Genomic DNA, 12981 nt, shown 5'->3' with positions numbered 1-12981 from the left:
AAGGAAATGAGAATGAGAACGGATTTTTTAATTCCTGCTAACTGCATTTTGTTATAAAAATAGTCAAAAAAAGAATAAGAAAAAGGGAGATATTTCCCCCTTTTTCTGAATCAAAAATGACTAAATCTTATTCAAACTTATACCTTGTAACATTAATGCTGATGACCACCATCTCCGTGAGCATGGCCATGAGCAAGCTCTTCTGCCGTGGCTTCACGAACACTGACAATATTGATATCGAACACAAGCGTCATCCCCGCAAAAGGATGGTTAGTATCAATATCCACAGCCTTCAGTCCATGTTTTACCACGCGCGCATCTCTCATTCCCTGAGGGGTTTTGACTAACACAATTTGTCCCGGCTTAAGCTTGCCTTTTACAGGAGCATTGTCAGGTAATTGAATATTTTTTAACGGCACTCTCGCTGCCGCGTTTTCACGTCGTCTTCCATAGGCATCATCCTGCTCCAAGGTTACAGACACATTTTCTCCATCTTGTTTTCCTTCCAGCGCTGTTTCGATACCTTGCAGCATATTATTATGACCATGGAGATATAAAGAGGGGTAACTACTGCTTGATGCTTCCAGTAAATTCCCGTCAACATCTTTTAACTCGTAATGAAACGAGACGACTTTATCTTGCTCAACCTTCATTGGACACACCATTCTCTTTTAATTTTTTCTGACACTTCATTATTTTTTTAAGGTTACGTTTCAATCCGCCATCAACTTCACTTTCAACTACAATTTTCAAGGCGTCAGCCTTAAAAAAAACACTATTTTTTTTGAAAAACTCAACAAACCATTCTGCAACAGCAATGTCATTTCGATACGGATATTTGTTATTAAAATATTGCTGATTCATGGTATCAACCATTAAATTAATGCCGTTTTTATTGTCATAGGAATCATTCAATAGTTTTTTTATCCCAGCGACCTGCAATCGCCAATGAGGAGAAGCTATTGCCATCATAAGCAGCGCGTCTTCATCCGTACCCAAATCATGTTGCTGCCTGATTTGACTAATCGTTTTGTACCAATGCTCATAGGCATGAAACTTAGTCCACTGTTTTTTTGCATGTCTTCGTAAATGCTCATTTTGAGCATTCAACGCCTTTGACAAGCTAGGCTTGAACTGAATATCGCCTGATGACGAAACTGCCTTCACCCAGTGACCAGCAACGGTTCTATCCTTAGCAGTACCATCCAAGAGAGCTTGAAGCTGGTGATCCAATATTTTCCACGAAGCCGTGTCCAAAACACCCAGGTTATAAATTGACTGGACGGCTCGAACTCTTAAGTCGATATCATTTTTACTATCACTTTCAAGTAACAAATCGCGAGCAATCTCCTCTTCGCTCAAATGCGGGAAGTCAGCAACATCCCCCTGATGTGATTCAACCGCCTCTTTTATATCACTGAACAGTTGAAGCTGAAGATAACTCTGCCCATAGGAAGAGGAGAAATCGCCTTCAGGATAACTTCGAGGTTTTTTATTGTATAGATCGATCAATAAAGATTTATCATTGGTACGCTTTGCGATTTCAAACATCGCTTCACGCATGTAATTTTGCAACCTGATCACATCTAAATCATTGCCATCCCATTTTTCAATAGAACGTTCATAGATGTTTTTAAGTGCGACGCCTTCTTGTATACCGCCTGACAGTTTTAATACACGTATTAAATTAACCGCAGTATCAGTAATCAATCCACGATAGTAGATCGGCTTTGCCTCTATCAACAGTTGAAGGTATTCAGATACGGACAACAATGTTGCGCCATCGACTCGTTGCTGGGAATACAACGCCCACGCTGCTGCACTTGCCACCTCTGGATCATCAAACCATATTAACGCGGTGTAAATACGACTTAAACCAACAGTACGTTCAGACTCTTGCGGCTTTAGAGCATAGGCGACAGCTTTTTCTTTTCGAGAAGAAACCACTGCACGCTGAACAGCCTTTGCGACCGCAGAATCCAACCGACCATGTATGCCTTCCAGAGAGAGATAAAGAGATATGTATTTTTTATCTTCAGCATCAGCCAGCATATCCACCATAGACACGGCCAATTTCTTGTTATTCTCAACAAAGCTTTTATTCTTCAATAATTTGGCAAACAACTCTTCATATTGTTGGACAGGCGTCTTCTGCTCAACAATTTTCTCAAGTTCAACTAAAGAGGGTTTCCCACCAGATTCAATAAGGCTTACTGTATCTGACGAAATATCTGAAAAAACAATAGAGGAAAAAACGACACCAACCAAAAACAAAAAACTATGCTTTAACACGGATTTACCTATCAACAATATTTTGCATGTTCAATCATAAGCTGAACACTTTTCACACCACGAAACTCATTCACATTAATCGAATAAACGAAATGCATTTTTTTATTCTCGCACTGCCCAAACTCTGCAATATCGGTATTGAACCATATCGCATCAAAGGTATGCGCTGAAAATTCATTTTCAGCCACAATCATTTTCAAATGCTTATTGGCCAACACACGTACACTGACAATATAAAATTCCCCATCAAATAATGGCATAGGAAAATGCTGTCCCCAGGGGCCTGCTTTCTCAATCATCTCCGCAGTTGATAAGCTAATATCCTGTTCAGACAAACCACCATCAGTGTAGATTTTTTCCGCCAGCTGATCATCCGCTGCATGTTTATCCACGACTTTATCGAACGCCTGACAAAACAGCTCATATAAATCTTCCTGTATTGTCAGACCAGCCGCCATTGCATGACCGCCAAATTTTTTGATCAAGTCAGGATGCGTTGTCGCGACCTCATCCAAAACATCTCGAATATGGATACCTTCAACAGATCTGGCTGAACCTTTAATTTCACCATTATCAGATTGAGCAAATACGATCGTTGGTCGATGAATTTTATCCTTGATGCGTGATGCCAAAATACCAATGACGCCCTGATGCCAGTCTTCTTTATATACACATACGCCTGCTGGCAGAGCTTCCTCATTGAGATTTAATGCCTGCAAGTAACTCATCGCTTCGACTTTCATCGAGCTTTCAATCGATTTTCGTTCCTGATTTAAGTTATCCAGTTCTCTGGCCAATACTTGAGCTTGGTGTGGAGAGTCCGCAAGCAAACATTGTATTCCAATTGACATATCATCCAGTCGGCCAGCCGCATTTAGCCGTGGCCCCAGAGCAAACCCCAAGTCGGTGGAAGTGAGTTGTGTGATGGATCGATTGGCGATTTCGATAAGTGCGAGTATGCCCGGCCGGACACGACCAACTCGAATACGTTGCAAGCCCTGATCGACCAAAATACGATTGTTCTGATCCAGAGGTACGACATCGGCAACTGTACCCAAAGCCACTAAATCCAGAAAGGCAGCCATATTGGGAAGCGAAATATTTTTTTGTTCAAACCAGTTGAGTTTCTGCAGATGCGTTCTTAACGCACTCATCAAATAAAAGATAACGCCTACACCGGCAAGGTTTTTACTGGGAAACGGGCACTCCGGCTGATTGGGATTAACAATCGCTTCAGCCTTCGGCAATACATTACCTGGAAGATGATGGTCGGTGACCAAAACCTTAATGCCAAAAGCGTTTGCACGCTCAACACCCTGAATACTGGAAATACCGTTGTCTACGGTAATTATCAGATCCGGTTTATTCTCTGCCGCAAGGTCAACGATTTCGGGAGTAAGCCCGTAACCATACTCAAAACGGTTAGGTACAATGTAACTCACATTCTCCGCACCAAATTCCGTTAACGCTTTTACGGCTAATGCCGTACTTGTCGCGCCGTCGGCATCAAAGTCGCCGATGATGCATATACGCTGATTTGTTTGCAGGGAAGCAGTTAAAAGCGTTAAGGCAGTGTCCAGACCTTTTAACGAATCAGGTCGAAGGAGATTAGTAAAGCGGTAATCAATTTCCTGATAAGAAGAAATACCACGATGAGAATAAATTCTTTGTAGAAGAGGATGAAGTTGTTTTAAAGACGTGTCCACCTCAACCAAAGGTGAACGTCGGATAACATGTTTTTCCATTGCAGGTTTATTCTTGGCTCACGTCCCTGTGAACATAGGATTATGCGTTGATGTTACTTTTTATAAAGCCGTGCACTTTTTCCATGTCATTGGCAATCACTTCGTAGGCTTCTTCCCGCTCAAACAAATCGGACATATGATGTGGTAACGCCGGATCTTCTGTTTGCCCTGCCTGTTTTACTGCTTCCGGGAATTTGGCTGGATGTGCTGTAGACAAGCACACCATTGGCGTTTCCGATGACCGTCGGGTTTCACGAGCAGCCTGCACACCAATAGCCGTATGCGGATCCAGTAAGTATTCTGTTTTCTCAAACACTTCGCGAATAACATCGATAGTTTCGTTGTCATCCAAACGATAACTGGAGAATAATTCGCGGGCTTTTTCCAGCGCTTCGTCGCTTAGTACCATGCTGCCAGATTTAAAATCTTCCATCAGTTTTTTGATTTGTGCACCATCACGACCGTATAAATCGAACAGCATACGCTCGAAGTTACTGGACACCATAATGTCCATACTTGGCGACAACGAATGAATCAACGGCTTTTTACTGTGATCGTTGTCGCTGATACAACGATGCAAAATGTCATTGCTGTTGGTTGCTATTACCAGCTGCTCAATCGGAAGACCCATTTGATTAGCTAAGTAGCCGGCAAAAATATCACCAAAGTTTCCAGTAGGCACGGAGAAAGAAATTGCACGATGCGGCGCACCAAGCGCCAAACCAGCATAAAAATAGTAAACGATCTGAGCCATAATTCGGGCCCAGTTAATGGAGTTTACTGCAACAAGCTGTCGACCTTCAGGCAGAAATGACTGATCGGCAAAGCTGGCTTTCACCATATTTTGGCAATCGTCAAAATTACCTTCCAATGCAATGTTGTGAACGTTCTTTTCGATCACGGTGGTCATTTGTCGACGCTGCACTTCCGACACTCGTTGGTACGGGTGCAAAATAAAAATATCGACATTTTCACAATCGCGACAACCTTCAATCGCCGCTGATCCTGTATCGCCAGAAGTTGCGCCCATGATGACAACTTTTTGATCACGCTTTTTCAATACGTAATCCAGCAAGTGCCCTAAAAACTGCAGAGCAAAGTCTTTAAACGCTAAGGTCGGCCCTTGGAACAATTCCAATATCCACTCGTTGTGACCAGTTTGTACTAGCGGCGCAATCGCTTCATGACGGAAGCTATCGTAGGATTTATCAATCAGGTTTTTTAAATCTGCTTCAGGAATCTCGTTAGCAACAAACGGGGTCATAATCTTCAGAGCAAGCTCGCGATACTCCAACCCAGCCCAAGAGGCAATTTCTTCCTTGGAAAACTTTGGTAGGGTTTCCGGCACATAGAGACCACCGTCACTTGCCAGACCTGTTAATACGACATCCTCAAAACTCAGTGAAGGTGCTTCTCCACGGGTACTGATATATTTCACAGCTATTCTCACTCACTAGTAGCTGCGCCTTTTGGCGCAGAGGTAACAATTACCCTAAAGATTCAACACGGATGCGAACGACTTTGTCTTGAACTGAGCCCAAGGCTTCAATTTTTTCGATCGCAGCATTAATTTGTTTTTCAATAACCCGATTGGTTAACAGAATGACCGGCACATGGTCTTGGCCTTCAAGCGGTTCTTTTTGAATCAAGGCCTCAATGCTGATACCTGCATCGCTAAGTATCTGGCAGACTTTGGATAGAACCCCAGGCTTATCCAAGGCCGATATACGCATGTAGTACGCAGTCTCTGTTTCTTCGATCGGAAGCACATCATAGTCACACAAATTCGCCGACGAGAATCCCAATGCAGGTACGGAGTTGGATTCAGCTACAGCCACATTTCGACTTACCGATACCACATCCGATATCACCGCTGACGCCGTTGGCTCAGAGCCCGCTCCAGCACCGTAGTAGAGTGTCGGGCCGACAGCATCCCCTTTTACCAATACGGCATTCATCACGCCATCAACATTGGCAATAATTCGTGACTTGGGTATTAAGGTTGGATGAACTCTGAGCTCAATACCATTGTTGGGTCTGCGACGGGTAATACCCAAATGCTTAATTTGATAACCTAATTCGAGTGCATAAGACACATCCACTGGTTCAATTTTGCTTATACCTTCAGCAAACACTTTAGTGAACTGAAGCGGCATACCGAAAGCAATGGAAGATAAAATAACCAGCTTATGGGCAGCATCTATCCCCTCCACATCGAATGTTGGGTCTGCCTCTGCATACCCCAGTTCTTGAGCTTCTTTCAGTACATCAGCAAATTCACGCTGTTTATCGCGCATTTCGGTAAGAATGAAGTTGCCGGTACCATTAATGATACCCGCCAACCACTGAATTTTGTTTGCCGCCAAACCTTCTTTCAACGCACGGATAATGGGAATTCCACCAGCAACAGCTGCTTCGAAAGAGATGGTCACGCCTTGCTTGTCCGCTTCGGAGAATAACTCGTTACCAAACTCAGCAATAAGTGCCTTATTTGCTGTTACCACATGCTTACCATTGGCAATCGCCTTGAGAACAAGATCTTTCGCAACCGTTGTGCCACCAATGGTTTCTACCAGTATGTCAATGTCAGGGTCTTCAGCCACAGCAAAGATATCGCGACTCACTTTTATCCCGGATGTGTCGCAGTTTGGGTTATCCCGCCGTGCACCCACATGGGTAATTTGGATGTCACGCCCGGCACGGGCATTGATATCAATTTGGTTTCGGTTAATAACGTTAAACACACCACCGCCAACGGTGCCAAGACCACAAATTCCGACATTGACCGGTTTCAAAAGAGACTCCTCAGATACAAGAGATTGAGCGCTCTGGATAGCTCCAGAAAAGGAAGTGCAACATTACTGATGCGGCATTACGCTGTCAATGTGGCACGACAGAATAGCGTGATTTTAGGGGGGTAGATTAAGAAAATCGCCGAAAATCTGGCAGGATCTTCGGCGACTTAATACATTAGAGGCCTAATCGTTTGGCTAACTGGGGAGCAGGCATATAACCTGGCACCAATTCACCACTTTCCAATACCAGTGCAGGGGTACCAGTCACACCAGCTTTCCGACCCAAATTAAACTGCTTAGCAACAGGGTTATCAGCACAAAGGTTTTCCGGGATAGACTCACGACGCTTCAATTTGGTCAGAGAATCTTGCTTATCCTTCGCACACCAGGCCGAAACCACTTTTTTGTAGGATGGAGAACCAATACCTGCTCTTGGGTAAGCCAGGTATTTCACTTCGATTCCCATTTCATTGAGCTGAGGGACTTCGTTGTGTAGTTTTTGACAGTAGCCACAATCCACATCGGTAAAGACCGCAATACTGGCTTTTACCTCACCTTTAGGTGAAAAGATGATCATTTCATCGCGGCTCACCTCGGCCATCATGTCTTTACGAGTACCATTAAAGCGACTCTGGATCTCACGACGCTTATCATCACTTACATTAACCAAACCGGAGTCGGTTACCTGAATCATATCGCCAGGAAAGAAGAAATCAGCCGTTTCAGTAACATAAATAATACCTTCACCATTCACCACCCCTTGGTATATTCCGGGTGCAGGAGAGGGTTCAATATCGGTGAATTCAAGATCTGGTCGCACTTTATTCAAGCGAGCCAGAATTTGGCCTTCTTTACTATTTGGGTCAATATCGGCATTTTTGACAACTTCAACTTCTTCAGATTGTGCAGCCGCCGACTTAACCTGAGTTTCCTCAATGACTTCATTTGTCTTGGAAACAGCATCTTTTTCAGCAGCCTGGGCATCTTTCTTACACGCCTGTAGACCTAAAGCGACAACCGCCGCGAGTATCATCATTATTGTTTTATTTAGAAAAATCTTCATAGCATCCTCAAACGGCCCTTTCAGACCAACAGCCTAGACAAGTTAATGGGATAGACTACCAGAGAGCCGCCAGGTTCCACACTCTAAAAAAAGGAAAAAATATAGAAAGATGTCTCAATTAGCCACGAGGATGATGCTCGGCGTGCAGATTTTTCAAACGTTCAGTCGCTACATGAGTGTATATCTGCGTAGTAGACAGGTCGCTATGCCCCAAAAGTAGCTGTACAGAGCGAATATCAGCACCATGACTGAGCAGATGGGTGGCAAAGGCGTGACGCAGAGTATGGGGAGACAATGACTTGTTAATTCCTGCTACATTGGCCCAATGCTTTATCCTGTGCCAAAAGGTTTGACGAGTCATAGCCCGAGCCCGAATACTGGGGAAAACCACATCACTAATCGCATTATTGAGGATATCCCCCCGCGCACTGGACAGATAGCGTTGCAACCAGGTTAACGCCTCGTAGCCCATTGGAACCAAGCGCTCTTTACTCCCTTTACCAACCACCCTCACAACCCCCTGACGAGTATTGATTTGATCCAAAGTCAAATTGACTAATTCTGATACGCGCAAACCACTGGCATAGAGGAGCTCAAGCATTGCCCGGTCCCGGCAGCCAACTGGATCTTCCACATCCGGAGCCTCAAGCAAGCTTTCAACGTCGTACTCAGACAAGGTTTTGGGGAGAGAGCGCCCAAGCTTCGGGTTTTCTATATGTTCAGTAGGTGCGGCTTGCATACTGCCTTCTCGAACCAAAAACCGATAAAAGCCACGCAGGCAAGATAAAAATCTGGAAGTAGATCTTGCGCTTAGCTTTTCCCCCATCCGGAATGCCAGATGCTGTTGGATAATAACCTGATCAGCCGACTTAAGAGAGATCCCCTGCTTATCCAGCCAACCAGCAAAAGAAGTAAGATCTCTCCGATATGAGCTTAGAGTATTATCACTGAGCCCCTTTTCCGCCCAAACTCGGTCTAAATAGTAGTCAATCAGTTGTTTATCTGAGCTTTTCAAGACTCTTCTCTGCGAATAGGTAAAAATAACTTTGACCCAATAAGATGTAATCAAAGGCGTTTCTTATTATAGTGGAGACGAGTGAGCCGGGGTTGCTCACTCAATTAGGGCACTTAATGCTGTCTCACGAAGGCATTATCCTAATTTCCAATAACAACGAACATAACATTCTATTGGGAGTTATACATGAAAGCTTTAACCATTCTTTTCGCCATTTTAATCTCTCTCACATTGGCTGCGTGCGACAAAAAAACAGACAAACAGGATGCTGTCAAAGCAACAGAAGAAACGAGCACACTGGAAGCCGTTAAAGAGAAATCTGATAGAGCTGTGGATGCAGTTAATGACAGCGTAGAAGATGCAGTGAAGCAAGCTGAACAAACAGCTTCAGACGTCGCCGAAGCAACAGAAGAAGCCATTGAGGACGCGGTTGACGAAGTCAACGAAGCTGCAGAAGACGCAAAAAAAGCAGCTGAAGATACTGTTCAAGATGCAAAAGATACTGCCAACGCTTTATTAAAATAAGGTACAAAAACAGCCGAAGAGTAGGGTTCGCTCTACTCTTTTTAAGTTTTTCATCTCCTCCCACCTACAATAATTTCCGCCTCTTAAAATACTTAGACGCCACATCACTCCAAACCAGAAAAAACTCCACAAGCTAGCTTTACGCCCTTGTCGCTCAAAATATATACAGAGATCACACTTACATCAAAAAAAGTCATATTTTTTAACCAAAAAACATTTTGTCACCTAATACAATAGAATTATTTATTGATACAAATAAACTAATACTAAAGCAGTAAACAATCATTCACGAGGTGCCGAATGAAAACTATCAATAAATACATTCTTCCAATCGCTTTCATCCTTCCAGCTTTTTCATCTGGAGCCAATGCACAGGAAACACTTTCCGCAACCATCTCGTGGGAGATTCCAACAACCCGCGTCAATGGGGATGCGTTGCCATTAAGTAGCATAGGTGGATACCAAGTTCTGTTTCGCCAAACCAACCAAACAAGCTACGCCGAAATAATGGTTTATGACGAAGCTCAAACATCACTATCAATAGATAATATTGAATCTGGAGAGTATGAATTTTTGATAGCTTCATTCGACACTGATGATATTTTCAGTGCGTACTCCTCGCCTTATGTTACTCAACTTGGTGACGCAAGCCCTGGTGGTGACATTGATACAGGAGGCAGTACTGGAGGTAATGATGGCTCTGTTCAAATCATTTCAGCGGAACTTGACTGGGCGGCCCCAACAACACGACGCGATGGACAACAGCTGAGCCAAAGTGAAATTGGAGGTTATCAAATTCTGTATCGTAAAACAGACGAGATGCAATACACCGAAGTGAACGTTGCAGACAGAGCGGCAACCAGCCACCTGTTTCAGGAAATTCAAACCGGTGAATATGAGTTCATGATCGCGTCTTACGATACAGACGATGTATTTAGCGAGTTTTCTGCTCCAATGATTGTGTACCTGGACTCAACAGGAAGTACTGTCATAGATAGCGGCAATGGCGATAGCACTGACAGCAGCGGTGGCACTGGAGACGATACCAGTACCGGCGGCACAACTGGTGGCGGAGATAGTACTGCCGATAACGGCTCATCAAATGATGACGGTTCATCAAGCGGAGGCAACGGATCTTCAGAACCAACACTGCTTTCCGCAGAGGTAGATTGGACAATCCCAACCACAAGGGAAAACGGTGATGAACTACTACTAAGTGAAATTGGCGGCTACCATATCCTTTATCGCCGTACAGATGAGATGCAATACACTGAGGTGGTAATTACAGACCAAACGATGAGTAACTACATTATTCAAAACCTTGAAGCTGGTGAGTATGAATTTCTAATCACCTCGTTTGATACCGACAACCAATTCAGTGCCTACTCAACACCTTATGTAACACAAATCAGTATGTAGGGAAGAAACTGGGCAAGTCACACGATTCAGACCCCGCTCTCGACCAAAAAGGGAGTAATAACAGAAAGCCATCGCCCAACCAGGCGGTGGTTTTTTCTTTGTAAGAACCAAGTGTAAAAAACGACGAGTTTACGCCCTAAAACACACAGATTTTAGCTTTGCGCTAAAACCAGGAAGAAAAAACTCGAACTGAAAGAATGAGAATATATTAAAAACAACCTGCGCTCAGTCTTCCTGATAAAGTAAACCCAATTACAGAATATGGATTTTAGACAACGAAAAAAGCCAGCTCATACGGGCTGGCTTCTTCAGAAAATAGGAAGAGAATAACTTAGTTAAGTTTTTCTTTAATACGAGCTGCTTTACCAGTAAGTTCGCGTAGGTAGTAAAGCTTAGCCTGACGAACATCACCACGACGCTTAACTGTGATGCTATCGATTAGTTTACTGTGAGTTTGGAAAGTACGCTCAACACCGATACCGTGAGAAATCTTACGAACAGTAAACGCAGAGTTAACACCGCGATTACGAATACCGATTACAACACCTTCATATGCCTGAAGACGCTCACGGTTACCTTCTTTTACTTTAACCTGAACAACTACAGTGTCACCTGGAGCAAACTCAGGAAGATCTTGTTTTAGCTGTTCGCTTTCCAGCTCTTGAATGATTTTATTTCGTGAACTCATGGTTCTGCTCCCAATTAATCCGCTTAAGCCTCACGGCTAGAATCTAGTTCGCCAAGGCGATTTAACTTTTTAACTTTTCAATCTTTAGTCTGTTCAGCCTGGTACTTATTCAAAAGTTCAAGCTGTCCATGATCCAATTCAGTGTCTTGCAACAAGTCGGGGCGCCGGTTAAAGGTTCTCCCCAAAGACTGCTGCTGTCGCCACTGACTGATCTTTCCATGATCACCGGAAAGTAATACATCCGGCACTTTAAATTCTTTTACTCCATCCGACCATACTTCTGGTCGAGTGTAGTGAGGGCAATCCAATAATCCCTCTTCAAAGGAGTCCTGCTCTGCAGACTGTGCGTCACCCAATGCGCCAGGAATTCGCCTTATAACGGCATCCAGCAAAACCATTGCTGGCAGTTCCCCACCACTGAGAACGTAGTCACCGATAGACCACTCCTCATCGATATAGCGCTCAATAAAACGCTCATCAATTCCTTCGTAACGACCAGCAACAATAATCATGTGCTGTCTATCACCAAATTCTTGTACACCCGAATTATCTAACAGGCGACCTTGCGGCGACATATATATTACTTTCGCTTTATGCTGCGAGCCCGAAACGTTTTGCAACCAGTTTTGAGCATCTTCCACAGCTAGAGCCAAAGGCTCGACTCTCATCACCATGCCTGGCCCGCCGCCGTAAGGGCGATCATCCACAGTCTGGTGTTTGTCTGTCGTATATGTTCTCGGGTTAAAACACTTTAGCGTGATTAACCCTTTTTCTACTGCTCGCCGAGAAATACCACTCTCGGTTAAAGCGCTAAACATCTCTGGAAACAAGGTAATAACAGCAATATGTTTAGCGATGTTATCCATCTGTTTCTGCGGCCTAAAATTCCGGATCCCAGTCAACGAATATAACATGTTCCGTCAAATCTACCGACTTTACAAACTGTTCCGGTACATAGGGAATGAGTCTTTCCCGGTCATCCAGACTATCTTCATCTGGACTAATTACCAACACATCATTGGCACCGGTTTCCATTAGACTAGAGACCTTCCCGAAAGAATACGTCTGTCCATCAAACTCACTGACAACTGTCAAACCAATCAGCTGATGCCAGTAAAACTCGTCATTTTCTAAGGGTTCAAAAGCGCTCCGCTCTACCGCCACATCAACTTTCGTATACTCAGCGGCAATATCCCGGTCATCTACGCCTTTTATATGCACTATCAAGCCCTGAGGGCGTATTTGATAGTCATCTATTTCTATTTCACGAACCCCGTGACGGGTTTTAAGGAACCAGGGAACATAGCTAACAATGTTGTCCTCTGGATCAGTAAAAGATTTAACTTTTACCCACCCCTTAATACCAAAAACGCCAGTGATCCGTCCGACTGTTTCCAAGTTGGAACGTTTAGATGCCACTGACGTTAAGAGCTCTGCCT

12 protein-coding genes are annotated in these 12981 nt (G+C 43.9%); 2 read left to right on the top strand and 10 right to left on the bottom strand.

The genetic code is table 11. The annotated features are described in order from the left end of the window. Positions 1 to 152: 152 nt before the first annotated feature. The 7 genes from P5V12_RS02995 to xerD all read right to left on the bottom strand — a co-directional run bounded on the left by P5V12_RS02995 (position 153) and on the right by xerD (position 8910). Positions 153 to 653 (bottom strand): peptidylprolyl isomerase, encoded by a 501-nt coding sequence (locus P5V12_RS02995; RefSeq protein WP_316955752.1) that lies wholly within the window; start codon positions 651 to 653, stop codon positions 153 to 155. After that, the gene (locus P5V12_RS02990; RefSeq protein ID WP_316955751.1) at positions 643 to 2292 is read right to left on the bottom strand and encodes a hypothetical protein; all 1650 of its coding nucleotides are present in this window, start codon (positions 2290 to 2292) and stop codon (positions 643 to 645) included. The genes P5V12_RS02995 and P5V12_RS02990 overlap by 11 nt, the downstream gene beginning before the upstream one ends. Before the next feature lie 11 nt (positions 2293 to 2303). Then, positions 2304 to 4037, bottom strand: coding sequence for a single-stranded-DNA-specific exonuclease RecJ (gene recJ, locus P5V12_RS02985; RefSeq protein WP_316955750.1), 1734 nt, complete (start codon positions 4035 to 4037; stop codon positions 2304 to 2306). 40 nt (positions 4038 to 4077) lie between these two features. After that, the gene (gene thrC, locus P5V12_RS02980) at positions 4078 to 5475 is read right to left on the bottom strand and encodes a threonine synthase (RefSeq protein ID WP_316955749.1); all 1398 of its coding nucleotides are present in this window, start codon (positions 5473 to 5475) and stop codon (positions 4078 to 4080) included. A 49-nt stretch (positions 5476 to 5524) separates the two neighbouring features. Then, positions 5525 to 6832, bottom strand: a complete 1308-nt coding sequence (locus P5V12_RS02975; protein WP_316955748.1) for a homoserine dehydrogenase — start codon at positions 6830 to 6832, stop codon at positions 5525 to 5527. 175 nt (positions 6833 to 7007) lie between these two features. Continuing rightward, on the bottom strand, positions 7008 to 7895 hold the full coding sequence (locus tag P5V12_RS02970; protein ID WP_316955747.1) for a DsbC family protein: 888 nt from the start codon (positions 7893 to 7895) through the stop codon (positions 7008 to 7010). A 118-nt stretch (positions 7896 to 8013) separates the two neighbouring features. After that, entirely contained in the window at positions 8014 to 8910 is an 897-nt protein-coding gene (xerD, locus tag P5V12_RS02965) for a site-specific tyrosine recombinase XerD (RefSeq protein WP_316955746.1), read from the bottom strand. A gap of 186 nt (positions 8911 to 9096) precedes the next feature. Here xerD and P5V12_RS02960 point away from each other — a divergent pair, with 186 nt between their 5' ends. Together P5V12_RS02960 and P5V12_RS02955 are read left to right on the top strand one after the other, a co-directional pair. Continuing rightward, positions 9097 to 9435 (top strand): hypothetical protein, encoded by a 339-nt coding sequence (locus tag P5V12_RS02960; protein ID WP_316955745.1) that lies wholly within the window; start codon positions 9097 to 9099, stop codon positions 9433 to 9435. Positions 9436 to 9735: 300 nt separating this feature from the next. Beyond that, positions 9736 to 10854 carry a fibronectin type III domain-containing protein gene (locus tag P5V12_RS02955; protein WP_316955744.1) on the top strand — a complete coding sequence of 373 codons (1119 nt, stop codon included), beginning with the start codon at positions 9736 to 9738 and terminating at the stop codon, positions 10852 to 10854. Positions 10855 to 11185: 331 nt separating this feature from the next. On the opposite strand, the gene rplS is transcribed toward P5V12_RS02955, so the two are convergent. From rplS to rimM, 3 genes are all read right to left on the bottom strand, one after another. Beyond that, positions 11186 to 11542, bottom strand: a complete 357-nt coding sequence (rplS, locus tag P5V12_RS02950; protein ID WP_316955743.1) for a 50S ribosomal protein L19 — start codon at positions 11540 to 11542, stop codon at positions 11186 to 11188. 77 nt (positions 11543 to 11619) lie between these two features. Beyond that, positions 11620 to 12408 (bottom strand): tRNA (guanosine(37)-N1)-methyltransferase TrmD, encoded by a 789-nt coding sequence (gene trmD / locus P5V12_RS02945; protein WP_316955742.1) that lies wholly within the window; start codon positions 12406 to 12408, stop codon positions 11620 to 11622. Between the two features lie 13 nt (positions 12409 to 12421). Further along, positions 12422 to 12961 carry a ribosome maturation factor RimM gene (gene rimM, locus P5V12_RS02940; RefSeq protein WP_316955741.1) on the bottom strand — a complete coding sequence of 180 codons (540 nt, stop codon included), beginning with the start codon at positions 12959 to 12961 and terminating at the stop codon, positions 12422 to 12424. Positions 12962 to 12981: the final 20 nt, after the last annotated feature.

Source organism: Teredinibacter sp. KSP-S5-2 (genome assembly GCF_032773895.1).
In the GTDB taxonomy this organism is placed as follows: domain Bacteria; phylum Pseudomonadota; class Gammaproteobacteria; order Pseudomonadales; family Cellvibrionaceae.
Note: the sequence above shows the minus strand (reverse complement) of the source record. Positions and strands in the feature narration are given on the sequence as shown.

Bases quoted from the DNA above. Each gene is read 5' to 3' on its own strand.
- P5V12_RS02995 (WP_316955752.1), bottom strand. From the start codon at position 653: ATGAAGGTTGAGCAAGATAAAGTCGTCTCGTTTCATTACGAGTTAAAA.
- recJ (WP_316955750.1), bottom strand. From the start codon at position 4,037: ATGGAAAAACATGTTATCCGACGTTCACCTTTGGTTGAGGTGGACACG.
- P5V12_RS02970 (WP_316955747.1), bottom strand. From the start codon at position 7,895: ATGAAGATTTTTCTAAATAAAACAATAATGATGATACTCGCGGCGGTT.
- P5V12_RS02960 (WP_316955745.1), top strand. From the start codon at position 9,097: ATGAAAGCTTTAACCATTCTTTTCGCCATTTTAATCTCTCTCACATTG.
- P5V12_RS02955 (WP_316955744.1), top strand. From the start codon at position 9,736: ATGAAAACTATCAATAAATACATTCTTCCAATCGCTTTCATCCTTCCA.
- rplS (WP_316955743.1), bottom strand. From the start codon at position 11,542: ATGAGTTCACGAAATAAAATCATTCAAGAGCTGGAAAGCGAACAGCTA.
- trmD (WP_316955742.1), bottom strand. From the start codon at position 12,408: ATGGATAACATCGCTAAACATATTGCTGTTATTACCTTGTTTCCAGAG.